Here is a 22,825-nt window from a genome sequence, read left to right as displayed (position 1 = left end):
TCCTCACGCGTCACGGGCGACGCGTCAGCTCGCGTCCTCCAGCGTGGGCACGTGGCGCAGCAGAGCCTTGGTGTAGTCGTGCTCCGGGTGGCGCAGCACCGTGTCCGTGGGCCCGTAGTCCACGAGCTTGCCCTTCTCCAGCACCGCCAGTTTGTGCGAGATGTGCCGGGCCAGCGCGATGTTGTGGGTCACGAACAGCATGGCGAGCCCGCGTTCGTGCTGCAGCTCGCGCAGCAGCTCGATCACGGAGGCCTGCACGGACACGTCCAGCGCGGAGGTGATCTCGTCGCACACCAGCAGCGAGGGTGCGTTCACGAGCGCCCGGGCCACCGCGGCGCGCTGCCGCTCGCCGCCCGAGAGCTCCCCGGGCCGGCGGTCGATGTAGCTGCGCCCGAGCCGCACCGCGTCCAGCGCGTCCGCGACGGCCTCCCGCCGCTGCGCGCGGGACATCCCGCCCGTCATCTGCAGCGGAACCTGCAGCGAGTCGCCGATGCTGCGCCGTGGGTTCAGGGACGAGAACGGCGACTGGAACACATACTGGATCCGCCGGCGCTGCTCGTTGCTGCGCCGCCGGGTGCTCGGTGCCAGCACCTCCCCGTCCAGGAGCACCTCCCCGGTGTAGCCGTCGTTGAGACCGGCCACGCTGCGGGACAGCGTGGTCTTCCCGGACCCTGACTCCCCGAGCAGCATGGTGGTCTGCCCGGCCTCCAGGTCCAGGTTGATCCCGTCCAGGATCACCGCGGACCCGTACGCCATCCGCAGGTTCCGCACGCTCACCACGGGCACGTCCTGCCCACCCGCGCCGACGACGCCGCCCGCGCCCCGTGCGCGCACCACCGCACCGGTTCCGGGGTGGTCGGCACTCGTTGTCGCCGCGGGCGTCGATCCGGCAGCCGGTTCGTGCTCACCGCTCGCACGGTCCCCGGCGCGCGCGTCCTCGGACCCGCTGTGGTCGTCGGACGTCCGGTCGGCACCGCGCAGGGAAGCCGCCGTACTGCCCGGGTCCTCCGGTGCGCCCGCCCGGTCCGAGGCGGGGCGGGCCCCGTCCGGAGCCGGGGCATCCGGGGGCACCGCGGCGTCGTCGCCCGCAGTGGTGGGGGGAGTGCCGGGTGCGGACGCAGCGGCCTGACCGGGAGCGGCCCTGCCGCGGTCCCACGGCGCGCGCACCGAGGCCTCCGGGCTCACCGCGGGTCCACCACCCATGTCCCGGGCGCCGCGCATGTCCGGCACGGCGTCCAGGAGGGTGCGCGTGTACGGGTGCTCGGGGCGGTGCAGGACGCGCTCGGCGGGGCCGTGCTCCACGATCTGGCCGTGGAGCATGACCGCCACGTCGTTGGCCACCTGTGCCACCACGGCGAGGTCGTGGGTGATGTAGAGCCCCGCGACGTCGTGCTTGGTGGTCAGCTGGTAGACGGTCTTGAGCACGAGGTCCTGCGTGGCCACGTCCAGGCCGGTGGTGGGCTCGTCCAGGATGATCACGGCAGGGCGACACGCGAACGCCATGGCGATGCCGATGCGCTGCTGCTGACCGCCGGAGAGCTCGTGCGGGAACCGGCGCTGGTACTCGCGGGTGCCGGGCAGACCCACCTCGGAGAGCACCTCGGCCACGCGGGCGTCCCGCTCACCGGCGTTGCGGCCGAACTCGTGGGCGCGCAGCACCTCGTGGATCTGCTCACCCACCCGCAGCGAGCCGTTCAGGGACAGCGCGGGATCCTGCGGGACGTAGGCGATCGTGCCGCCGCGCAGCCTGCGCATCTTCTTCTCGGACAGCGTGAGCAGGTCCACGGCGCTGCGGTGGAAGCGCGAGGCCCCCTCCTCGAGCCGCACCGTGCCGCCGCGCAGCTCCAGACCGGAGCGGAGGTGGTTCATGCACGCGAGCGCGGCGGTGGTCTTGCCGGATCCGGACTCGCCAACGAGCGCGAGGATCCGGCCCGGGTGCAGGGTGAAGCTGACGTCGTCCAGGATGAGGTCCCCGCCGGTGACCCCGAGGTCCAGGTGGGACACGGTGATCGCGGTGTCCACGGTGGCACGGGGAACGGTGGTGTCGCGCATCCGGTTCCGTGCGTTGTGCTCCGACCTTCTCATCAGGCGCCCTTCTTCGCGATGGTGCGGACACGGCCCGCGGAGGCAGTGGCCACGGCGTCGGCCAGCAGGTTGGTGCCCACGGTGAGCACCGCGATCGCGATGACGGGCAGGAGCACCCCCCACGGCTGCAGGGACAGCGCGATCCGGTTCTCGTTGATCATCAGGCCCCAGTCCGGGGTGGGTGGCTGCATGCCGAGTCCCAGGAACGACAGGGAGGCCACCGCACCGATGGAGTACGTGAGCCGCAGCCCCACCTCCACCATGAGCGGACCCATGATGTTGGGGACCACGTCGCGGCCCAGGATCTTCCACTGCGGCACCGCGTACATCTGCGAGGCGAGCACGTAGTCCTCCGCCACCACGCCGGCGGTGGCGGAGCGGATCACGCGGGCCACGCGCGGCGCGTGGGTGATGCCGATGACGAGCACCAGCACCCACCCCTGCGGTCCCAGCACCGTGATGGCCAGCAGCGCGAACACGAGCTGCGGGATGGCCAGCAGCACGTCCCCGGAGCGCATGATCACGGCGTCCAGCCAGCCGCGGCGGAACGCGGCGAGCATGCCCAGCACCGCGCCGATTCCCACGCCCAGCACGGTGGCCAGCGCCGAGTACAGCAGCAGCCGCCAGCCGCCCTCCAGGAACCGGGAGAGCACGTCCCGGCCCAGGTTGTCGGTGCCGAACACACCGGGCTGGAACGGCTTGCCCGCGAACGAGTTGGGGCCGTACCCGGTCCACGCGGGCACCACGAAGGGCCCGAGCAGCGCCACGAGCAGCACGAGGCCCGTGAGCAGGAAGCCCAGCTTGGCCGTGGGCTGCTGCGCCACACGGCGCGCGAAGGACACGGGCCGCGCGTCCCCGCGGGACTCGGAGTGCCCGAAGTCCGCAGCCGCACCGCCGTCCGGTGCGCCGGCGCCCCCGGGCGTCACGGCAGGGTCTGCGGCCACGGCGACGTCGTTCGCGGCCGTGGTGCCGCCGGTCTCCTGGGGCGGGACACCCGCCCTGTTCTGCGCGCTCATGAGCGGGACTCCGTCCGCAGCTTGGGGTTGGCGAGGATGCCGATGACGTCCGCGATGAGGTTCACGACCACGTAGAACGCGGCGATGATCATGGACAGGGCCTGGACCACCTGGACGTCGCGGTTGTTCACGGCGTCCACCATGGCCTGGCCCAGTCCGGGGAAGCGGAAGAGGTACTCGACCACCACGATGCCCCCGGCCAGCCACGCGAGCTGCATGGCCACCACCTGGGCCACGGGGCCGATCGCGTGGGGCAGGGCGTGCTTGAAGATCACCTGGCGCTCCGGCAGGCCCTTGAGCCGGGCCATCTCCACGTACCCGGAGTCCAGGACGTCGATCATGGTGGTGCGGGTCATGCGGATCATGTACGGCACCACCACGAGCACCAGGGTCAGGGACGGCAGGACCAGCTGCAGCGGGTAGTCCCACACCTGCATCCCCGGGGCCGCCATGGTCACGGAGGGCAGCAGGGTGAACACCGTGGTGGAGAGCAGGGTGGTGAGGATGACACCGATCACGAACTCCGGCAGCGCCGCGAGCACCAGGGAGAAGCCGGTGAGCGCCTGGTCCGAGGCCCGGCCCTCGCGCATCGCGGACCACGTGCCGAGCAGCAGGCCCACGGGGATCGCGATCACGGCGGCGATGACCATGAGCACCATGGAGGCGGAGACCTTGCTGGCGAGCAGCTCGTTCACCGAACCGCCCGTGGCAGCCGAGGTTCCGAGGTCTCCCACGAACAGCCCGCCCAGCCACGTGAGGTAGCGGGTGTACCACGGGTCGTTGAGCTGCAGCTGCTCGCGCAGCGCGGCCAGCCGCTCCGGGGTGGCCTGCTGACCCAGGATCGCCTGTGCGGGATCACCGGGGAGCATGAGGGTGAACGCGAACACCAGCAGGGACACGGCCAGCAGCACGAAGACCGAGACTGCCAGCCGTTTGAGGATCATGGCGGCCATGCGATCACTTCCTTTCCTGGTCGATCCACAGGTGGCGCATGTGGAACCCGCACACCGGCATGCCGATGCGGTGCGCGAACCCACCGCCCACGTAGTTCTGGTAGGCGTCCGCCTGGTTGAAGAACCCCCAGGCGATGTACCCGCCCTCGTCGTGCAGCTGCTTCTGGGCCTTGGCGATCAGCTGGTTGCGCTTCTTCTCGTCCATGGTGGCGCGCGCCTTCGCGTAGAGCTCCGTGAACCCGGGGTCCGCCCAGTGGGTCTCGTTGAACGGGGCCTTCTCCACGGTGCCCTGGGCCGTCTGCGAGAGGAAGTTGCGGGTGTACCAGAAGTCCTGGGAGAAGGGGTACTGCAGGTACCCGTCGCCGAAGAACGTGGTGCTGTCCACGCGGCGCAGCGTGACGGTGATCCCGGCGTCCGCGGCCTGCTCCACGAAGACCTGGGCGGCCTCCACGGCGCCGGACTGGATGGGCGCGGTGACGAGCTCGACATCCAGCCCGTCCGGGTGCCCGGCGTCCGCGAGCAGCTTCCTGGCCTTCGCGATGTCCCGGGTGCGCTGCTCGAGTTTGGGCGTCCCGGGGTCGAACGGGGCGTACATGTCGTTGGCCACGGTGCCGTGGCCGGAGAACACCTGCTCCACCATCTGCTCACGGTCCACCACCAGCCGGAACGCCTGCCGGACGCGGGGGTCGTCGAACGGTGCGACGTCCACACGCATGGTGAACGGCAGCCAGTTGCCGGTCTCGGAGAGCACGGTGTGCAGCCGCGGGTCCGTGTTGACCACATCCACCAGTGCGAGCGGCAGCTGGCCCACCACGTCCACCTGCGTGGAGAGCAGCGCGTTGACCAGGGCGTCCGGGTCGTTGAAGTTCAGCAGGTGGATCTCGTCCACGTACGGCGGCTCGGTCCAGTAGTCGGCGTTGCGCTTGAGCACGGTGAGCTGCCCCGGCTCGAAGTCCCCCAGGGTGAACGGCCCCGTGCCCACCGGCTTGTCGGGGTCGTAGTCCGCGGGCACGATGCCCATGGAGTTCTGGGACAGGGAGTCCAGCAGGGTGGAGTCCGGCTGCTCCAGCTCGAAGCGCACCGTGCGCTCGCCCACGGCCACCACGCGCTTGAGCTCCGCGAGCGAGGACGCGCCGGTCTTGGGGTCCTTCGGATCGGTGATCCGCTCGAACGTGGCGACCACGTCCTGCGGGGTCAGCGGACGGCCGTCGTGGAAGCGCACGCCCTCGCGCAGCCGGAACTCCCACGTCCGCCCGCCCTTGAGCGGACGCGCGGACTCGGCGAGACCGGGCACGGTCTTGTAGTCGGGGTCGAACTCGTAGAGACGGTCGTACAGCCCCATCACGCGGCCGCCGTCCGCGGTGACCACCGGGGCGTGGGCGTCCAGGCTGTCGGACGCGCCGCCGCCGGTCATCCCGATCCGCAGGATGCCCCCGCGCTGCGGTTCTCCCGAGGCCTGGGCCACGGCCGCTCCGGGCTGCCCCTCGCCGCTGCCACAGCCCGCCAGGGCCAACGACGCCGCCGCGGCGCCCAGTCCCATGAACCCGCGCCGGCTCAGCCCGGAGCGGACGCCGTGGTGCGGCCCGTCCGGTCCTGGACGGTGCACGCGGCTCTCGGGATCAGGTCCTCCGGAGGGGAGCGCGGACGGTGGCACAGGGTTCATGGTTCCTCGCAGGCTGAGTGGTCGCGGGCGGGATGGTCGCGGGCACGCGGAACGACGCGCGGCGTCGCAGGCAGTGCGGACGCGCACCCGCGGGCACGGGCGGCGTCGAGGCGGCGTGGGCCCAGCTACGGGATCTTGCTCAGGCGCGGGGCCACCACACGGTGGCCCTGCAGGGGCGTCTGAACGGTGAGCCGACGGCGGTAGATGACCGACTGCTCGGGGTGCGCGGGCCTGCTCGGCGGCGACGCGGACGCGGCGGCCAGTTGGCAGGCCCGGGTGCGGACGAGGGCAGGAAGAACGGCCGTGCAGTGCATGCGGCCTCCCTCGGCTCGTCGGACGGGCACCGGGACCGGTGAGGCGATTCCGAGATCGCCCGTGGCCCCGATCACCCCCAAGCTACCGCGCCGCGGGGCTCGACGGGGTGAGGCGGGCCGGTCCGCGGCCCTCGCGTCGAACCAGGCGAGACCCGCTCCACCCTTGCAAGGGCCCGCCGGACGCCTCCGCCGGGACGCGTGACGCACCCCGTCCGAGGAGGGCCCACGCGCGGGCGTGTCGGAGGCGGACGTCAGAGCTGCGCGTCCGGCGGCCACTGGCCGCGTTCCTCCAGCACCGCCCGCAGCAGGTCCGCCCGGTCCGTGATGAGCCCGTCCACGCCCATGTCCAGCAGCCGGTGCATGTCCGCGGTGTCGTTGACCGTCCACACCTGCACGGCGAGCCCCTCCCGGTGGGCGAACTCCAGGAACCGCGCAGACACGATCCGCACGGTGACCTTCCTCCCCAGGGGCAGGTCCAGGGTGTGGTGCTCGGGCAGCTGCAGGGTGTCGAACGGCGCCACCGCCCGGGCCCACGCGCGACGGTGTCCCGCCCACAGTGCCGCGGCGATCTTCGGGGAGAGCCGGTCCGTGAGCGGTGCCACCGCGGACACCGCGAGGAACCCGGCGGTGCCGAGCGTTCCGGCGGAGGTCCGAACACGGCGGCCGGTGAGGTGCGCGATCCGGGCGAGCGTGCGGCGTCGTCGTGACTCGGAGAACGAGGTGACACGCACCCGCTCCGCCGCACCCTCCCGGGCGACCACCTCGGGCAGCGCGGCCACGGAGGCCTCGTCCTTGACGTCGATGTTCAGGCACGCGTCCGGCAGCTCGCGCAGCAGCTCGGCGAGGGTGGGGATCCCGTGCTCCCCGCCCACCCGCAGCTCGCGCAGCTGCTCCCACGTGAACTCGTTGACGTCCCCGTCCGTGCCCGTGACCCGCTCCAGCGTGGGGTCGTGGAACGCCACCACCACGCCGTCGCTCGTGGTGTGCACGTCCGTCTCCAGCCACACGAAGCCCAGCTCCGCGGCGGCCCGGAAGGCGGCCATCGTGTTCTCGTGCCCGTCCGGGGAGAACCCGCGGTGGGCGAGCGCGGCGGGGTTCCGGCCGGCACGGAACCGGGCTCGGGGGTGGGCGCGCGGGGTCTCAGGCATGGTCCTCCTCGGTGGTCGGCACACCAGGGCGCCCGGGGCGGGCGGGGTGCGCGGGGGCGGGGACCGCCGCGGCGTCGTGCTCCTCCCCCGCCAGGTACCGCTCGATCACGTGCGCCACGCCGTCCTCGGTGAAGGCCGGTGCGGTGCGCTCCACGGCGGCGACGACGCCCGGGTGCCCGTCCGCCATGGCGTAGCCCCGCCCGGCCCAGGTGAGCATCTCGAGGTCGTTGGGCATGTCCCCGAACGCCATCACCTCGTGGCGGGAGATCCCCAGCTCGGCGGCGAAGTGCTCGAGGGTGCGGGCCTTGGTGAGCCCGCGCTGGCCCATCTCCACGAGCGGGGCGGCGGCCACCGAGTGGGTGACCGCGAGCCTGCCCGCCACCACGTCGCGGACGGCCTCGAAGTAGGCTTCCGGCTCGGCACCGTCCAGCTTGGCGAGCAGCTTGACCACCTGGGCGCCGGCGCGCAGGGTCTCGGTCACTGGTGCCTCGGTGACGTCCCGGATCTCCATCCGGTCCGTGCGCGCCCATCCGTGGTCCGTGTGCACGGCGTCCAGGGTCTCCGCGGCGAACAGCGAGTCCGGGAACGCCCGGCGCACGTCCTCGATCACCGGCAGCGCCTCGGACACGTCGAAGCCGTTGGCGTGCAGCACACGCTCCGTGCCGGGATCGAAGACCACGGCGCCGTTGGAGCAGATCACCACGCCCACGTCGTCGAGCTGCTCGTGCAGGGGGTCCAGCCACCGTTTGGGGCGCCCGGTCACGAACACCACCTGGATCCCGGCGTCCCGAGCCGCGGCGATGGCCTCCAGGGTGCGGGGGCGGAAGCGGAAGTCCGGGCCCAGGACGGTCCCGTCCAGATCGCTCGCGATCAGCCGGACGGGCGCCCGCCCCGGATCCTGCACGTGCTCCGCCACCGCGACTACTTCACTTCGTACGTGGGCGTGAGGAACGCGCGCCCCAGGGCGTGGGAGGACAGGGTGAAGTTCACCACGGCGGGGCTCGCGCTCTCGTCCACCTCGAGCTCGGGGACGTCCACGGCGGTCACGCAGATGATGTAGCGGTGCGGGCCGTGGCCCTCGGGCGGTGCGGCACCCAGGTACTCGTCCGTGCCGCCGTCGTTGCGGTGCTTCACGGCACCCTTCGGCGGGCTCGACGCCGCCCCGGTGGCCAGTTCGGTGACGTCCGCCGGGATGTTGGACAGGCACCAGTGCCAGAACCCGCTGGGGGTGGGGGCGTCCGGGTCGAACATGGTCACCACGTAGGACTGCGTGCCCTCCGGAGCACCGGACCACGACAGCTGCGGGGAGACGTCCTCTCCTCCGGCGCCCATGATCCCGGAGACCTGGGGCGTGGCCACGGGCTCGCCGTCGGTCACGTCCGTGGAGGTCAGGGTGAAGGTCGGCAGCTCGGGGAGATCGGCGTAGGGATGACGGTCGTACATGACGGTGTTCCTCTCATCTCGCGGGGTGGTGGTGTCCGGACTTTGCTGTCCGTGGGGTTCTGCGGTCCATCCAGCCACGGCGGGTGGCCCTGCACAGACGCTCCTGCCGGGCGCAGTGGATTCTGTCCGGGCGGGAGCGGTGGCGAGCTGTCAGCCGCTCGGCGGCAGGTCCTCTCGGGTGGGCAGCTGCGCCCCGGAACGGGAGACCGTGACGCCCGCGGCCGCGGCGGCGTAGACCAGCAGCGCGGTCACCTCGTCCGCACCGAGCTGCTCGAGCGACGACGCCCCGGAGGCCCCCAGGATCTCGCGGTCCGCGAGTCCGCTCAGCAGCGCGGCCATGAAGGAGTCCCCCGCGCCCACGGTGTCCGCCACGGTGACCTTGGCAGCCGGGACGGTCACGCCGTCGTGCCCCGTGCCGCGGCTGAGTGCCCACGGTCCCATGGCGCCGCGCGTGACCACCACGAGGCGGACGCCGGCGGCCAGCCACGCGCGGGCGGAGTCCTCCACGGTGCGGTGCGGGTAGAGCCACAGCATGTCCTCGTCCGAGGCCTTGACCACGTGGGCGAGTCCCACGATCTGCTCCGCCCGGGCGCGGGCGTCCGAGGAGTCGGGGATGATCGAGGGCCGGCAGTTGGGGTCGTAGGAGATCAGCGCGTGGCGGTGTGCGCGCTCCAGCGCCTGCCGCACCACGGCGGCCCCCGGCTCCAGCATGGCGCCGATCGACCCCACGTGCAGCAGGTCCGTGTCCGCGAGCAGCTCGTCGATCCGGCCCGGGGAGACGTCCAGGGACCAGTCCAGCTGGAAGTCGTAGTCCGCCGCGCCGTTCTCGTCCAGCACGGCCTGGGCCACGGAGGTGGGGCGGTCATCCGCCTCGAAGGGCAGCCGCACCCCGTTGCCGCGCAGGTGCTCGACCACCTGGTGGCCGTACTCGTCCTGGCCGTAGCGGCCCAGGAACTGCACCTGGTGACCCAGCCGGGCCAGGCCCACGGCCACGTTCATGGGGCTTCCACCCACGTGGGCCCGGGGTTGTTCGCCGCTGCGGGACACCACGTCCACGAGGGCCTCACCAATCACGGTCAACATGGCTCCACGGTAGCAAAGCGGCCGCAGCCCGCCCCGAGCGCGCAACCGGAGCGGGCGGCGTCGTCATCCGTGGGCACAGACCACGAGGGGGCGCGGGGGCACGTAAACTGGGGCCGACGAGCAGCGCCGCTCACGGGGCGCTCCATCACGCCGGCTCGCGCACCGCCGCGCGACACCAACACGGCCCGCACGAGGACGTCCGGGCCGAGGAAGAAGGATGCTCATGAGCGCCACGTGGTCAGAACGAGAGGCCCTCGCCGAGCAGCTGGTCCCCCTGGTGGGGCAGCTGCACCGCAACAACAAGGTGGTCACCACCGTCTTCGGCCGGTCCCTGGTGCACAAGTCCGTCACGGACATCATCAAGGTCCACCGCTTCGCCCGCCGCATCATGGGTGAGGAGATGCCCCTGGAGAAGACCGTGGAGATCGTCACGGCACTGGGTGCGCTGAACCTGGGCGTGTGCAACGTGGACGTGGCCAAGCTCTACCAGGGCTTCACCGAGTCCGGCTCCACGGACCTGGACGGCTACCTGCGCGAGGCGCTCGCCCCGGCCGTGGACCAGCACGGCAGCAACGACGCCGAGACCCGGGACGTGGTGCTGTACGGCTTCGGGCGCATCGGCCGCCTGCTCGCCCGCATCCTCCTCAACCGCAACGACGGCACCGGCCTGAACCTGCGTGCCGTGGTGGTGCGCAAGAAGCCCGGCAACGACCTCGTCAAGCGCGCGTCCCTGCTGCGCCGCGACTCCGTGCACGGCTCCTTCGACGGCACCATCACCGTGGATGAAGAGAACAACGTGATCACCGCCAACGGCGTGGCGATCCAGTTCATCTACGCGAACTCCCCCGAGGAGATCGACTACACCGCCTACGGCATCCACGACGCCCTCGTGGTGGACAACACCGGCGTGTGGCGTGACGAGGAGGGCCTCTCCCAGCACCTGCGCTCCAAGGGCGTGGGCAAGGTGCTGCTCACCGCCCCCGGCAAGGGCGAGATGAAGAACATCGTGTGCGGCGTGAACGACCAGGACATCGACCCGGAGGACACCATCATCTCCGCGGCGTCCTGCACCACCAACGCCATCACCCCGGTGATCAAGGTCCTCAACGACGAGTACGGGATCGTCCAGGGCCACGTGGAGACGGTGCACTCCTACACCAACGACCAGAACCTGATCGACAACTGGCACAAGGGCGACCGCCGCGGCCGCTCCGCCGCGCTGAACATGGTGATCACCGAGACCGGTGCCGCCAAGGCCGTGGCCAAGGCGCTGCCCGTGATGAAGGGCAAGCTCACCGGCAACGCCATCCGCGTGCCCACCCCGGACGTCTCCATGGCTATCCTCAACCTCCAGCTGGAGAACGCCCCGGAGTCCGCCGAGCAGGTGAACATGTTCCTCAAGGACATCTCCCTGAACTCGGCCATGCGCAAGCAGATCGACTACGTGGACTCCCCGGACGTGGTCTCCACGGACCTCGTGGGCTCGCGCCGCGCGGGCGTGGTGGACGGGCTGGCCACCATCGTGAACAACAACTCGCTGGTGCTCTACGTCTGGTACGACAACGAGTTCGGCTACTCCTGCCAGGTGGTGCGCGTGATGGCCCGCATGGCGGACATCTCCATGCTGCAGCTGCCGTAACCCGCTCCTGCATCCCGGGGCGTCACGCCCCTGCTGACGACGCCGCCCGGTGGCCTTCTGCGCGAAGGTCACCGGGCGGCGTCGTGCGTGGGAGTGGTGTGTGCACGCCTCTGCGTGCGGCGTCGCGGGCGGAGGGGCGTGCGCGGCTGCGCGGCCGAGCCTCGCGTGTAGGGCGGAGCGGGCGGCGCGGGGCTCAGCCGCGCCAGAAGCCCCCGATGGCGCGGTACATTGCGAACAGGTCTGCGGTGTGCACGAGCTCGCGCGCCGAGTGCATGGACAGCAGACCCACCCCCACGTCCAGGGTGCGGATGCCCAGGCGGGTGGCGGTGATGGGGCCGATGGTGGACCCGCACGGCACACCGTTGTTGGAGACGAACTCCTGGTACGGAACACCGGCGCGTTCGCACGCCTCCGCCCACACCGCGGCACCCACGGCGTCCGTGGTGTAGCGCTGCTGCGCGTTGATCTTGAGCAGCGGGCCACGGCCGGGCTCCGGGGTGTTCACCGGGTCGTGGTGGCCCTGGTAGTTGGGGTGCACCAGGTGGCCCGCGTCCGAGGACAGGCACACGGAGTGTGCGAGCGCGCGGCGGTGGTCGTCGGTGGAGTCCCCGCGGGAGGCGCCGATGCGCACGAGCACGTCCTCGAGGAACGGGCCGGCCGCACCGGAGCGGGTCGCGGACCCCACCTCCTCGTGGTCGAACGCGGCGAACACGCTCACGTGTTCCGCGGACTCCAGCTCCTCCGCGTGCTCCACCAGGGACCGCAGCCCCGCGTGGACGGTGGTGAGGTTGTCCAGGCGGCCGCTGGCCAGCAGGTTCTGCTGGGCGCCGATGAGCTCGGGGGCCTGGGTGTCCGCCACGGTGATGTCGTAGCCCAGGATGTCGGCGGGGTCCACGGCGGGCACCTCCGCCGTGGGCGTCCCGGTGCCGGGCGCCGTGCCGGAACCGGCAGTCCGCGCTGCAGGGTCGCTCGCCTCCCCGGCGCCGCCGGCGGCCGGTGCGTGGACGGCGTCTGCCAGCACCGCGAGGACGTCCGCGTCCTGGGCATCCCCCACACCCCACACGGGCTGGGTGTGGCGCTGCCGGTCCAGGCTCAGGGCGTCGTTGGCGGAGCGGTCCAGGTGGATGGCCAGCTGCGGGATGCGGGCCACGGGCCCGGTGCTCGTGAGCACGGAGCGCGGTGCCCCGTCCGCGCCGCGCACCACCAGCCGGCCCGCGAAGCGCAGGTCCCGGTCCAGCCACGAGTTCAGCAGCGCTCCGCCGTAGACCTCCACGCCCGCCTGGTACCAGCGGTGGGTCACCGTGGTGGGGCGGGGCTTGAGCTTGAAGCCCGGGGAGTCGGTGTGGGCACCCAGGATGCGATAACCCGCCCCCGGTGCGGCACCGGACGGGAGCACCCAGGCGATCAGGGCGCCGTCGCGCACCGTGTACCAGCGGCCCGCGCCGATCTGCCACGGCTGGGCCTCGTCCAGGGCGGTGAACCCGGCGTCGTCGAGTGCCGCGGCCACAGTGGCCACGGCGTGGTACGAGCTGGGGGACGCCGTCACGAACCGCCCGAGGTCGCGGGCGAACTCTGCGTGGGCAGGGCTGTCTGGGGCCGCGTGCGCCCGGTCGGAAGCGTGCATGTCAGTACTGTCCGTCATGGGGCCCAGTGTATGTGGGCTGCATCTCACCGGCGCCGCGGGTGTCCAGGACACCCACGTAGCGGCCCTGGCCGTCCCGCACCACGTAGGGGCCGTACTGCGGGGGCAGGCTCAGGTAGGTCTGCGTGGCGGGGTCGTAGGGGTAGGCGGCCAGCCCGGAGCGGTCCGCCGCGATCGCCGCGGGCCGCACGGTCGGCAGCCGGGGCGGGGCCGGGGGCTGCGGGAGCACCACGGTGCGGGTGACCGCGACCTCCGGGTGGCGCTTCACGAGCCAGAACACCAGGGCGATGAAGGCGCCGTTGAGGATCACCTCGGTGACCAGGTCCGTGGGCGCCCCGCTGGTGTCGTTCATGTCCACCAAACCGAGCATGGCGAACAGCGAGACGGTCATGTTGTTCACGGCGTGCAGGGCGATGCCCGCCTCGAGCCCGCCGGTGCGCCACGTGACGATGCCCATGGACACCGCCATGATCGCCACTGAGAGCAGACCCCACACGTCGTACACGTGCCCGGCCACGAACAGCGGGACGGGCAGCAGGATGGCCCACGCGGGGTGCTTGAGCCAGCGGCCCACCATCTGGGCCAGGTACCCGCGGAAGACCACTTCCTCCGCCGTGCACTGCAGTGGCACCACGATCAGCGTGGTGGCCAGCAGCCAGCCGAAGCCCGGTGCCAGCTGCACGGAGGTGGGGGTCCCGCCCGTGGCGAGGTCCAGGCCGATGCCCGCCAGGTTGACCACCGCGTAGACGCCCACAGCCACCAGGAAGCACAGGAGCAGCCACTTCCACCGGATGCGGCCGGTGACCGAGAAGATCAGCCCGAGCGGCCGGGGGCCGAGCACGAGCCGGGCCAGCAGGGCGCTGGGCAGCAGCAGCGCCACGGACGCGAAGAGCATGAAGTACACGACCGGGTCCAGCTGGTCGGCGGCCAGCACGTCCTCGGTCAGGGTCTCGGGGAATGCGAGCGCCAGCACGATCCCGAACAGGATGCTCAGGACCATGAAGATGCCGAAGAGGATCAGCCCCTCCACCAGCGGCATCCACCAGCGGTGGTGGGGGTCCGTGCGGGCCAGACGGTGGTAGAAGTACGTGCGGGTCCGGGGAGCCGGCTGCACTCCGCCCGTCACAGACCCGCCCATGGGAGCACCGGGCCACGTCTCGCCCGGGGCCGGTGCGCTCGGGGTGCTTGTCGGGGAGGGAACAGGACGGGACCACGGTGCGCTGGGGTGACTCATTCCCCCACGGTATCGGTCCGGGGCCCGGTGCGCCGGATTGTGCAGGGCGCCCGCCGTGCGCTCACCCTCGCGGCAGCCCGTGGGCGCCCCCGGGGCCCCGTGGAACGGCCCACCCAGGTGGCTCGCGCGACCTCCTGCCGCGAGCGCCGTCGTTCGAGGGCAACCCGCGGCGACGCACGCCCCTACCTGACGACCACGCGGCACCCGCGGCCGGTGTCAGCGGGCGTAGCGCTCCACGAACGCGCTGAGCACCTTGGGCGCCTGGTCCACGGCGGGCCCGTGGGTGATCCGCTCGATCACGGTCTCCAGCTCGTCCGGCTTGAAGTAGCCCAGGTCCTTGTACACGCGGATGCGGTTCACGAGCCCCTCCACGTCCAGCTCCGGGTGGAACTGCGTGGCGTAGAGGTTCTCCTTGATGCGGTACATCTGGACCTGGCACACCGAGCCCTCGGCCAGCAGCACGGCGTTCGGGGGCATCACGCGGGTGCCTTCCTTGTGCCCCACGTAGGCGCTGAACTCCCGGGGCATGTCCGCGAGGAGCGGATCCGCCTCCCCCGCCTCCGTGAGGGTCACGGTGATGGGACCCACCTCCTCCGGACGGGTCCGGTCCACCACGGCGCCCTGGTGGATGCCGAGGGTCCCCACGCCGTAGCACGCCCCCAGGAACGGGTAGTCACGGGCCACCACCTCGTCCAGCAAGCCGCTGATCCAGGTCTCCGCGAGCCGCTGCACGCGGGACTTCTGCTCCGCGGGGTCCGAGGAGTTGAACGGCGAGCCGCCCACGATGATCCCGCTGTAACGGTCCAGGTCCAGCGTGGGGAAATTCCCCTGCTCCAGGCGGATGCGTTCCAGCTGCGAGGTACTCAGCCCTCCGAAGCGCGCCACGGCCTCGTACTCCTCGTCCGCCAGGACGTCGTCATCACGGGTGGCCAGCAGCACGAACGGTTTCATGCCCTCATGCTAGCCACGGCCGCAGGCCTCGCCGCACACCGGCGGCTCGGGCACCTGGGACGATCCCCACACAGGCCATGCGTCCCATGCACTCGAATGAGTCCCTGCCATGATGGGGACATGAAGGGCATCATCCTCGCGGGCGGCACGGGCTCCCGTCTGCACCCCGTGACCCTGGGCGTGAGCAAGCAGCTCGTGCCGGTCTACGACAAGCCGATGATCTACTACCCGCTCTCCACGCTACTGCTCGCGGGCATCCGGGAGATCCTGGTGATCACCACCCCGCACGACGCCGAGCAGTTCCGTCGCCTGCTCGGGGACGGCTCCCGCTTCGGCGCGGAGATCTCCTACGCCCGGCAAGAGTCCCCGGACGGGCTCGCCCAGGCGTTCCTGCTGGGGGCCGAGCACATCGGGGACGACAGCGTGTGCCTCATCCTGGGCGACAACATCTTCTACGGGCCGGGACTCGGCACCCAGCTGCGCCGTTTCCACGACCTCCAGGGGGCCGCGATCTTCGGGTACCGGGTGGCGGACCCCAGCGCGTACGGCGTGGTGGAGTTCGACGCCGCCGGGCAGGCCGTGTCCATCGAGGAGAAGCCCGCGCACCCCCGCAGCCCGTACGCGGTCCCGGGGCTCTACTTCTACGACCGGCGCGCCGTCGAGTTCGCCCGCTCGCTCACGCCATCACCGCGCGGCGAGCTGGAGATCACGGACCTCAACCGGATGTACATGGACCGGGGCGAGCTCGCGGTGCACGTGCTCCCGCGCGGCACCGCGTGGCTGGACACCGGCACGTTCGACTCCCTCGCGGACGCCACCAACTTCATCCGCACCGTCCAGGCGCGCCAGGGCACCTCGATCGGCTGCCCCGAGGAGGTCGCCTGGCGCATGGGCCTGATCTCCGACGCCCAGCTGCGCGAGTGCGCCGCGGCGCTGCACAAGAGCGGCTACGGCGCGTACCTCGAGTCCCTGCTCACGGAGCACGACGCCGCCCTGCCCCAGCGCCACTGACCCGCACCCTCGCGCTCGAACCCGTCCGCGTGCCCCGCGGCGTCGTGGAGCACGTCCACCCAGGCGGGGCACAGCGGCGTCGTCCGCCTCAGCCAGCGCGGGAGAGCTGTCCGGACAGCTGCGCCGCGGCCTCGCGCAGCAGCGGAACGGCGCGCTCGCCGAAGTCCCAGTCCACCCGCGTGGTGGGGCCCGAGACCGAGATCGCCGTGGGGGTGGGGGCGTCCGGGACGAGGACGGAGAAGCAGCGGACGCCGATCTCCTGCTCCTCGTCGTCCACGGCGTAGCCGCGTTCGCGGATCAGCGCGAGGTCCGCGAGCAGCTCCTCCACGGTGCCCAGGCTCTTCTCGGTGGGGGTGGGCATGCCCATGGACGTGACGATCGAGACCACCTGCTCCTCCGGGAGGGTGGCCAGGATGGCCTTGCCCACGCCGGTGCCGTGCAGGTGCGCGCGACGGCCCACCTCGGTGAACATGCGCATGGAGTGGGAGGACTGCGCCTGCCCCACGTACACGACCATGCGCCCGTCCAGCACGGCCATGTTGGCGGACTCCCCCAGCTGGTCCACGAGCCCCTGCAGCACGGGCTGCGCGTAGGTGCCCAGCGCGAGCCCCGCGGCGTTGCCCAGCCGGATGAGTCCCGGGCCCAGCGCGTAGCTGCGGTTGGGCAGCTGGCGCACGTGGCCCAGCGGGATCAGGGTGCGCAGCAGCCGGTGGATGGTGGGCAGCGGCAGCTGCGCCCTGGAGGCCAGCTCGCTCAGCGAGATCTCTCCCCCGGCTGCGGTGATGATGTCGAGCAGGCCGAAGACCCGTTCGACGGACTGCACCCCGCCCGTGCTCCTGGCCTCTGGCATCCGTGCGCTCCCTCGGTCGTCGATGGTGTCGTGCGTGGCTCACCGCCGGTCGGGTCGCGCCGCGGCGGGACCGAACGGCCACGGCCGGGTTCGGGCGATCCCGGTGACCCCTCGCACGTGTGGCCCGCGTCTCAGCAGGGCCTTGTCCTGGGTCACATCCTATGTCTAAACTCGTGGTAATGGAATAATTTTTCCACAATACGGATACTTGGAGGCACTCCATGAGCATCACCCACACCACCCCGCAGAACGAGGCCGCGGCGGACGAGATCCTCTCGGAGGAGGCCCTCGCGTTCGTGGAGGCGCTGCACGAGAAGTTCGCGGACCGCCGTGAGGAGCTGCTCGGCAAGCGCGAGACCGCCCGCGCGCAGGCCGCCAAGACCGGCACCATGGACTTCCTCCCCGAGACCCGCGAGGTCCGGGAGGGCGACTGGAAGGTGGCCCCGGCCCCCGAGGCGTTGCAGGACCGGCGCGTGGAGATGACCGGACCGGCGTCGCCCGCCAAGATGGCCATCAACGCGCTGAACTCCGGGGCCAAGGTGTGGCTCGCGGACCTCGAGGACGCCGCCTCCCCCAGCTGGGCCAACCAGGTGGACGCGATCGCCAACCTGCGCGACGCCGCCCGCGGCACCCTGGGCTTCACCTCCCCGGAGGGCAAGGAGTACACGCTCCGCGAGGACGTGCCCCTGGCCGTGGTGGTCATGCGCCCGCGCGGCTGGCACCTGCCCGAGTACAACATCACGGTCAACGGGAAGACCGGCTCCGGTTCCCTCACGGACTTCGGGCTGCACTTCTTCCACACGGCCAAGCAGCTGATCGAGAACGGCCAGGGCCCGTACTACTACCTGCCCAAGATGGAGTCCTACCTGGAGGCGCGGCTGTGGAACGACGTGTTCACGTTCGCGGAGGAGTACCTGGGCATCGAGCACGGCACCGTCCGCGCGACCGTGCTGATCGAGACCATCCCCGCCGCGTTCCAGATGGACGAGATCCTCTACGAGCTGCGGGACCACGCCTCCGGGCTCAACGCGGGGCGCTGGGACTACCTGTTCTCCATCATCAAGTACTTCCGCGATGCCGGGGAGAAGTTCATCCTGGCGGACCGTTCCGCGGTGACCATGACCGCTCCCCTGATGCGCGCGTACACGGACCTGCTGGTGCAGACCTGCCACAAGCGCGGTGCCTTCGCGATGGGCGGCATGGCCGCGTTCATCCCCTCCCGCAAGGACGAGGAGATCAACAAGGCCGCGTTCGAGAAGGTCCGCAACGACAAGACCCGCGAGGCCGGGGACGGCTTCGACGGCTCGTGGGTGGCCCACCCGGACCTCGTGCCCGTGTGCCAGGAGGTCTTCGACGGCGTGCTCGGTGAGAAACCGAACCAGGTGGACCGCCAGCGCCCCGAGGTGGACGTGACCGCCGAGATGCTGCTGGACGTGCCCTCCGCCGGTGACCAGCGCACCGAGAAAGAGCTCAACGCCAACCTGTACGTGGCCATCCGCTACGTGGCGGTGTGGCTGTCCGGCAGCGGCGCGGTGGCCATCCACAACCTCATGGAGGACGCCGCCACCGCGGAGATCTCCCGCTCGCAGATCTGGCAGCAGATCAAGAACGGCGTGGTCTACACGGACACCGGCAGCACCGCCACGCGCGAGCTCGTCTCCGACGCCCTCGACAAGCAGCTCGAGGTGCTGCGCGGGGAGATCGACCAGGAGAACTACGAGAAGTGGTTCGTGCCCGCTGGGCGGCTCATCTCGGACATGGTGCTCAGGGAGGACTACCCGGCCTTCCTCACGCTGTCCGCCTACGACCTGATGGAGAGCACCAGGTAGGCCGCCCCCAGCGCCTGCCCCGTCCGGCCCCCGCGGTTGCCGCCTCGTGCGGTACCTCGGGGGCCGGAGGTCTGTCCGTCCGCTCGCTCAGCCGTGGTGCTCCTCCGCGAGCATGGCGTACCCGTAGCCGTCGTGCCACTGACCATCCCGGTGCATGCAGTCCCTGACCGTGTGGATTTCTCGGCGCATCCCCACCTTCTCCATGACCTTCCAGGATCCGGTGTTCTCCGCGAAGCAGCCGGCCTCCACCCGGTGAACACCCATGTCGAACGCGATGGCCAGGCCTTCGCGCACGAGTTCCGTGGCCACGCCACGGCCCTGGGCCCAGGGCGCCACCACCCAGCCGAGCTCCACCCGCTGCCCCCGGGCCTGTTCGGCGACGTCCGTCTGGGACCACGCGTCCTGGTGCTTGACCATGAGGTAGGCCGCGAGCTGCCCGTCCCAGTGGGCCATCAGGTGGGTGGTGGCCAGGGCGTTCCAGTCCGCGCGGAACTCCTCGCGTGAGTCGTAGATCCTGGTGGTCCAGCGGTTCAGCTCCGGGTCGCTCTTCAACTCCCATAGAGCGTCGGCATCCTCCGGGGCCAGGCGAGCCACGGTGAGCCGCTCGGTGCGGCGGGGCCAGGAGAGGTCGTCCAGGGTTCGGGGCATGGGCTCAGGGTAGTGGAGCGCGGTGAGACGCACGACGACGACGCCCCGGACCGCGAAAGTCCGGGGCGCCGTGGTCGGCGTGCCTGGGTCTTGCCTCAGATGGTCTTCGCGTCGATCACGAAGCGGTAGCGCACGTCCGAGTCCACCACGCGGTCGTAGGCGTCGTTGAGGTCCTCGGCGTTGATGAGCTCGATCTCCGCCGTGACCCCGTGCTCACCGCAGAAGTCGAGCATCTCCTGGGTCTCGCGGATGCCGCCGATGTTGGAGCCCGTGAGGGACTTGCGGCCGCTGACCAGCAGCGGGGCCTTCACCTCGAGGGTCTCGGTGGGCAGACCCAGCAGCACCATGGCGCCGTGCGGGCGCAGGGTGGCCATGAACTCCTGCACGTCCACGTGCGCCGAGACGGTGTTGATGATGACGTCGAACTCGCCCTTGTGCTGCGACAGCGCCTCGGGATCCTCCGTGCGGGCGATCCAGTCGGTGGCGCCGAAGCGGCGGCCGTCCTCCTCCTTGGAACGGGTCTGGCTGATCACGGTCACCTCCGCGCCCATGGCGGCGGCGAGCTTCACGGCCACGTGGCCGAGACCGCCCATGCCCACCACGGCCACCTTGGAGCCCTCGGTGACACCCCACGTGCGCAGCGGGGAGTACGTGGTGATCCCAGCGCACAGCAGCGGCGTGGTGGCCGCAGGGTCCAGGTTCTCGGGGATGTGCAGGGCGAAGGCCTCGGACACGATGATCTCGGTGGAGTACCCGCCGTCGGTCTGCTCCCCCGTGAAACGGTCCTTGCCGCGGTAGGTGCCCACGGCCTTCGGGCAGTTGTTCTCCTCACCCTTGAGGCACCACTCGCACTCGCGGCAGGAGTCCACGAGGCACCCCACGCCCGCGCGTTCCCCCACGGTGAACTTCTGGACCTCGGAGCCGGCCTCCGTGACGCGACCGATGATCTCGTGCCCGGGGACGAGCGGGAAGTCGATGGGCCCCCACTCCTCGCGCACGGTGTGGATGTCCGAGTGGCAGATCCCGGCGAACTCGATTTCGATGCGGATGTCGTCCGGGCGCAGGTCCCGACGCTCGATGGTGCCCTTCTCGAGCGGAGCACCGGAGGCGACGGCCTGATAGGCAGCAACGTTAGTAGTCATGGGATGTGACTGTAGACCTGTGCCCCCGGTCAGGTCATTTCGGGGGAAAGTGGTTCGTGCCAATCTGCACCCGCTCGGGGCCTTCAAGGGCGCCACGGCGGACGAGGGCGGGACACGGCTCTACGCCACTGAGTCGACGGCCAGCTCGAACACACCCTCCTGCGCGGTGTAGTGCACCCACGTGCCCTGCCGACGCGAGCTGACGAGCCCGACCTCCCGGAGCTTGCGCAGGTGGTGCGAAATGGTCGCCTGGGACAGATCGAAGTCCGGGAGGTCGCACACGCAGATGCTCCCGGGCAGAGCCTTTCGGATCGCGAGGTAGAGGCTCAGGCGCACTGGATCCGCCAGGGCTTTGAACACGGCGGCCGAGCGTTCGACGCCGTCGGGCGCGTTGTCGATGTGAAGCTCAACCGAGGTCATGCGCCTATTTTGACAACCGTCTATACGGCGGGCAACCTGGACTGTATTGGCTTCTGTCTAAGCAAGGACCCCCCGGGGTGCTCAGTCGCGCGGCGCCTGTCCCCCGCGAACCGGCCCTCCAGCGCACCGTTGGGCCGCTGGGGCGGAGCCTCCGACGACGCCACCCGCTCGTGCCCCACCACTGGAGACGACCTTGAGAACTGACGCACCACCGGCCGCCCGCCTCTCCACCCTCGACCGGTTTCTTCCCGTGTGGATCATTGCGGCCATGGTTGCCGGACTCGCGCTGGGCCGTCTGGTGCCGGGACTGGGAGAGGCACTGGGCGCCGTCGAGATCCAGGGGGTCTCGCTGCCGATCGCGATCGGTCTGCTCGTGATGATGTACCCGGTGCTCGCCAAGGTGCGCTACGACCGCCTGGACACCGTGACCGGTGACAAGCGCATGCTCGGGGCGTCTCTCCTGCTCAACTGGGTCGTCGGTCCCGCGCTGATGTTCGCCCTCGCCTGGATCTTCCTGCCCGACCTCCCGGAGTACCGGACGGGTCTCATCATCGTGGGACTGGCGCGCTGCATCGCCATGGTCATCATCTGGAACGACCTCGCGTGCGGCGACCGTGAGGCGGCAGCCGTGCTCGTGGCCCTCAACTCGATCTTCCAGATCGTGGCGTTCGGCTTCCTCGGGTGGTTCTACCTGGAGGTGCTGCCGGGGTGGCTCGGGCTGGAGCAGGCGTCACTGGACGTCTCCCCGTGGCGGATCGCGGCGTCCGTGCTCGTGTTCCTGGGGGTCCCGCTCGTGGCTGGATACCTCTCGCGGCTCATCGGCGAGAAGAAGTGGGGCCGGGAGGCCTACGAGTCCTCGTTCCTGCCCAAGGTCGGCCCGTGGGCTCTGTACGGCCTGCTGTTCACCATCGTGATCCTGTTCGCCCTGCAGGGTGAGCAGATCACCTCACACCCGCTCGACGTGGTGCGGATCGCCCTTCCCCTGCTCGCCTACTTCCTGCTGATGTGGGGTGGCGGCTTCCTGCTGGGGCGTGCGCTGGGCTTTTCCTACGAGCGGACCACCACCCTCGCCTTCACCGCCGCCGGCAACAACTTCGAGCTGGCCATCGCGGTGGCCATCGCCACGTTTGGTGTGACCAGCGGTCAGGCACTGGCCGGCGTCGTGGGGCCGCTCATCGAGGTGCCCGTCCTCGTCGGTCTCGTCTACGTGAGCCTGGCACTCCGCAAGCGCTACCCCCAGCAGGAGGTCCGCGCATGAGCCACCCGGATCCCAGCGTGTTGTTCGTGTGCGTCCACAACGCGGGGCGCTCCCAGATGGCGGCCGCCTACGTGCGGCACCTCTCGCGCGGTGCCGTGGAGGTCCGCTCTGCCGGTTCCGCGCCCGCCGCGTCCATCAACCCGGCGGTCCACGAGGCCATGCTCGAGGAGGGCATCGACCTCAGCGCTGAGAAGCCCACAGTGCTCACCCCGGACGCCGTGGAGGCCTCGGACGTGGTCATCACCATGGGGTGCGGGGACGCGTGCCCCTACTACCCCGGCAAGCGCTACGAGGACTGGGCGCTGCAGGACCCCGCGGGGCAGGGCGTTGACGCCGTGCGCCCCATCCGCGACGAGATCAGGCGGCGCGTGGTGGAGCTGCTGGGCTCGCTCGGCGTGCACGCGCGCTGACCACCGCTCGTCGGCAACGGCCCGCTCGGTCTCGCCCTGCGTCCGCCCGGGCGAGCGAGCGGGCCCGTCCTGCGAGTCCTGCGTAA

Annotated in this window: 21 protein-coding genes; 5 read left to right on the top strand and 16 right to left on the bottom strand. The window is 71.0% G+C overall.

The window, feature by feature from the left end:
- Positions 1-24: 24 nt before the first annotated feature.
- The 9 genes from P8S73_RS09290 to P8S73_RS09250 all read right to left on the bottom strand — a co-directional run bounded on the left by P8S73_RS09290 (position 25) and on the right by P8S73_RS09250 (position 9,705).
- On the bottom strand, positions 25-2,052 hold the full coding sequence (locus tag P8S73_RS09290) for an ABC transporter ATP-binding protein (protein WP_396350346.1): 2,028 nt from the start codon (positions 2,050-2,052) through the stop codon (positions 25-27).
- 32 nt (positions 2,053-2,084) lie between these two features.
- A complete protein-coding gene (locus P8S73_RS09285) occupies positions 2,085-3,101 on the bottom strand; it encodes an ABC transporter permease (protein WP_327062949.1) in 1,017 nt (338 codons plus the stop codon).
- Complete coding sequence (locus P8S73_RS09280; protein WP_019310593.1) at positions 3,098-4,054, bottom strand: ABC transporter permease; 957 nt, start codon at positions 4,052-4,054, stop codon at positions 3,098-3,100. Before P8S73_RS09280 ends, P8S73_RS09285 begins: the two co-directional genes overlap by 4 nt.
- A 4-nt stretch (positions 4,055-4,058) precedes the next feature.
- Positions 4,059-5,468 carry an ABC transporter substrate-binding protein gene (locus P8S73_RS09275; RefSeq protein ID WP_375543991.1) on the bottom strand — a complete coding sequence of 470 codons (1,410 nt, stop codon included), beginning with the start codon at positions 5,466-5,468 and terminating at the stop codon, positions 4,059-4,061.
- Between the two features lie 374 nt (positions 5,469-5,842).
- Positions 5,843-6,031 carry a hypothetical protein gene (locus P8S73_RS09270; protein WP_259906250.1) on the bottom strand — a complete coding sequence of 63 codons (189 nt, stop codon included), beginning with the start codon at positions 6,029-6,031 and terminating at the stop codon, positions 5,843-5,845.
- Between the two features lie 251 nt (positions 6,032-6,282).
- Positions 6,283-7,179: a glycerophosphodiester phosphodiesterase family protein gene (locus tag P8S73_RS09265; RefSeq protein WP_396350345.1), complete on the bottom strand. Its 897-nt coding sequence runs from the start codon at positions 7,177-7,179 to the stop codon at positions 6,283-6,285.
- Entirely contained in the window at positions 7,172-8,095 is a 924-nt protein-coding gene (locus P8S73_RS09260; protein WP_396350344.1) for an HAD family hydrolase, read from the bottom strand. Before P8S73_RS09260 ends, P8S73_RS09265 begins: the two co-directional genes overlap by 8 nt.
- Before the next feature lie 5 nt (positions 8,096-8,100).
- Complete coding sequence (locus P8S73_RS09255; RefSeq protein ID WP_259906246.1) at positions 8,101-8,622, bottom strand: YbhB/YbcL family Raf kinase inhibitor-like protein; 522 nt, start codon at positions 8,620-8,622, stop codon at positions 8,101-8,103.
- A gap of 150 nt (positions 8,623-8,772) precedes the next feature.
- Complete coding sequence (locus P8S73_RS09250; RefSeq protein ID WP_259906245.1) at positions 8,773-9,705, bottom strand: carbohydrate kinase; 933 nt, start codon at positions 9,703-9,705, stop codon at positions 8,773-8,775.
- A gap of 223 nt (positions 9,706-9,928) precedes the next feature.
- Here P8S73_RS09250 and P8S73_RS09245 point away from each other — a divergent pair, with 223 nt between their 5' ends.
- Complete coding sequence (locus tag P8S73_RS09245) at positions 9,929-11,344, top strand: glyceraldehyde-3-phosphate dehydrogenase (RefSeq protein ID WP_223110557.1); 1,416 nt, start codon at positions 9,929-9,931, stop codon at positions 11,342-11,344.
- A 193-nt stretch (positions 11,345-11,537) separates the two neighbouring features.
- Here P8S73_RS09245 and P8S73_RS09240 read toward each other — a convergent pair whose 3' ends face one another.
- The 3 genes from P8S73_RS09240 to P8S73_RS09230 all read right to left on the bottom strand — a co-directional run bounded on the left by P8S73_RS09240 (position 11,538) and on the right by P8S73_RS09230 (position 15,171).
- Positions 11,538-12,968, bottom strand: coding sequence for a M18 family aminopeptidase (locus P8S73_RS09240; RefSeq protein WP_070636646.1), 1,431 nt, complete (start codon positions 12,966-12,968; stop codon positions 11,538-11,540).
- Position 12,969: 1 nt separating this feature from the next.
- Entirely contained in the window at positions 12,970-14,124 is a 1,155-nt protein-coding gene (locus tag P8S73_RS09235) for a CPBP family intramembrane glutamic endopeptidase (protein ID WP_070636645.1), read from the bottom strand.
- A gap of 312 nt (positions 14,125-14,436) precedes the next feature.
- On the bottom strand, positions 14,437-15,171 hold the full coding sequence (locus P8S73_RS09230) for a glutamine amidotransferase (RefSeq protein ID WP_019310603.1): 735 nt from the start codon (positions 15,169-15,171) through the stop codon (positions 14,437-14,439).
- Between the two features lie 120 nt (positions 15,172-15,291).
- On the opposite strand from P8S73_RS09230, the gene rfbA reads away from it, so the two are divergent.
- A complete protein-coding gene (gene rfbA, locus P8S73_RS09225; protein WP_019310604.1) occupies positions 15,292-16,182 on the top strand; it encodes a glucose-1-phosphate thymidylyltransferase RfbA in 891 nt (296 codons plus the stop codon).
- A gap of 88 nt (positions 16,183-16,270) precedes the next feature.
- On the opposite strand, the gene P8S73_RS09220 is transcribed toward rfbA, so the two are convergent.
- Positions 16,271-17,032: an IclR family transcriptional regulator gene (locus tag P8S73_RS09220; protein WP_019310605.1), complete on the bottom strand. Its 762-nt coding sequence runs from the start codon at positions 17,030-17,032 to the stop codon at positions 16,271-16,273.
- A 221-nt stretch (positions 17,033-17,253) separates the two neighbouring features.
- Here P8S73_RS09220 and aceB point away from each other — a divergent pair, with 221 nt between their 5' ends.
- Positions 17,254-18,861, top strand: a complete 1,608-nt coding sequence (aceB, locus tag P8S73_RS09215; protein WP_019310606.1) for a malate synthase A — start codon at positions 17,254-17,256, stop codon at positions 18,859-18,861.
- A gap of 87 nt (positions 18,862-18,948) precedes the next feature.
- Here the strand turns inward: aceB and P8S73_RS09210 are convergent, their stop codons facing one another.
- The 3 genes from P8S73_RS09210 to P8S73_RS09200 form a co-directional block, all read right to left on the bottom strand.
- Positions 18,949-19,509, bottom strand: a complete 561-nt coding sequence (locus P8S73_RS09210) for a GNAT family N-acetyltransferase (protein ID WP_059280702.1) — start codon at positions 19,507-19,509, stop codon at positions 18,949-18,951.
- A gap of 95 nt (positions 19,510-19,604) precedes the next feature.
- The gene (locus P8S73_RS09205; protein WP_019310608.1) at positions 19,605-20,651 is read right to left on the bottom strand and encodes an NAD(P)-dependent alcohol dehydrogenase; all 1,047 of its coding nucleotides are present in this window, start codon (positions 20,649-20,651) and stop codon (positions 19,605-19,607) included.
- 120 nt (positions 20,652-20,771) lie between these two features.
- Positions 20,772-21,071, bottom strand: a complete 300-nt coding sequence (locus P8S73_RS09200) for a helix-turn-helix transcriptional regulator (protein WP_019310609.1) — start codon at positions 21,069-21,071, stop codon at positions 20,772-20,774.
- A gap of 193 nt (positions 21,072-21,264) precedes the next feature.
- Here P8S73_RS09200 and arsB point away from each other — a divergent pair, with 193 nt between their 5' ends.
- Together arsB and P8S73_RS09190 are read left to right on the top strand one after the other, a co-directional pair.
- Entirely contained in the window at positions 21,265-22,329 is a 1,065-nt protein-coding gene (gene arsB, locus P8S73_RS09195) for an ACR3 family arsenite efflux transporter (RefSeq protein WP_019310610.1), read from the top strand.
- Positions 22,326-22,739: an arsenate reductase ArsC gene (locus tag P8S73_RS09190; protein ID WP_019310611.1), complete on the top strand. Its 414-nt coding sequence runs from the start codon at positions 22,326-22,328 to the stop codon at positions 22,737-22,739. Before arsB ends, P8S73_RS09190 begins: the two co-directional genes overlap by 4 nt.
- Positions 22,740-22,825: the final 86 nt, after the last annotated feature.

The sequence above is a fragment of the Kocuria sp. ChxB genome (assembly GCF_044359605.1).
Lineage (GTDB): Bacteria > Actinomycetota > Actinomycetes > Actinomycetales > Micrococcaceae > Kocuria > Kocuria rhizophila.
This window is presented reverse-complemented; position numbering and strand designations above follow the sequence as displayed.

Coding starts and splice junctions, on each gene's coding strand:
- P8S73_RS09240 (WP_070636646.1), bottom strand. CDS start 12,968: ATGCACGCTTCCGACCGGGCGCACGCGGCCCCAGACAGCCCTGCCCAC.
- P8S73_RS09265 (WP_396350345.1), bottom strand. CDS start 7,179: ATGCCTGAGACCCCGCGCGCCCACCCCCGAGCCCGGTTCCGTGCCGGC.
- P8S73_RS09245 (WP_223110557.1), top strand. CDS start 9,929: ATGAGCGCCACGTGGTCAGAACGAGAGGCCCTCGCCGAGCAGCTGGTC.
- P8S73_RS09200 (WP_019310609.1), bottom strand. CDS start 21,071: ATGACCTCGGTTGAGCTTCACATCGACAACGCGCCCGACGGCGTCGAA.
- P8S73_RS09190 (WP_019310611.1), top strand. CDS start 22,326: ATGAGCCACCCGGATCCCAGCGTGTTGTTCGTGTGCGTCCACAACGCG.
- P8S73_RS09235 (WP_070636645.1), bottom strand. CDS start 14,124: ATGGGCGGGTCTGTGACGGGCGGAGTGCAGCCGGCTCCCCGGACCCGC.
- P8S73_RS09210 (WP_059280702.1), bottom strand. CDS start 19,509: ATGCCCCGAACCCTGGACGACCTCTCCTGGCCCCGCCGCACCGAGCGG.
- P8S73_RS09230 (WP_019310603.1), bottom strand. CDS start 15,171: ATGAAACCGTTCGTGCTGCTGGCCACCCGTGATGACGACGTCCTGGCG.
- rfbA (WP_019310604.1), top strand. CDS start 15,292: ATGAAGGGCATCATCCTCGCGGGCGGCACGGGCTCCCGTCTGCACCCC.
- P8S73_RS09275 (WP_375543991.1), bottom strand. CDS start 5,468: ATGACCGGCGGCGGCGCGTCCGACAGCCTGGACGCCCACGCCCCGGTG.
- P8S73_RS09250 (WP_259906245.1), bottom strand. CDS start 9,705: ATGTTGACCGTGATTGGTGAGGCCCTCGTGGACGTGGTGTCCCGCAGC.
- P8S73_RS09290 (WP_396350346.1), bottom strand. CDS start 2,052: ATGCGCGACACCACCGTTCCCCGTGCCACCGTGGACACCGCGATCACC.
- P8S73_RS09270 (WP_259906250.1), bottom strand. CDS start 6,031: ATGCACTGCACGGCCGTTCTTCCTGCCCTCGTCCGCACCCGGGCCTGC.
- P8S73_RS09285 (WP_327062949.1), bottom strand. CDS start 3,101: ATGAGCGCGCAGAACAGGGCGGGTGTCCCGCCCCAGGAGACCGGCGGC.
- P8S73_RS09220 (WP_019310605.1), bottom strand. CDS start 17,032: ATGCCAGAGGCCAGGAGCACGGGCGGGGTGCAGTCCGTCGAACGGGTC.
- P8S73_RS09205 (WP_019310608.1), bottom strand. CDS start 20,651: ATGACTACTAACGTTGCTGCCTATCAGGCCGTCGCCTCCGGTGCTCCG.
- aceB (WP_019310606.1), top strand. CDS start 17,254: ATGAGCATCACCCACACCACCCCGCAGAACGAGGCCGCGGCGGACGAG.
- P8S73_RS09255 (WP_259906246.1), bottom strand. CDS start 8,622: ATGTACGACCGTCATCCCTACGCCGATCTCCCCGAGCTGCCGACCTTC.
- P8S73_RS09280 (WP_019310593.1), bottom strand. CDS start 4,054: ATGGCCGCCATGATCCTCAAACGGCTGGCAGTCTCGGTCTTCGTGCTG.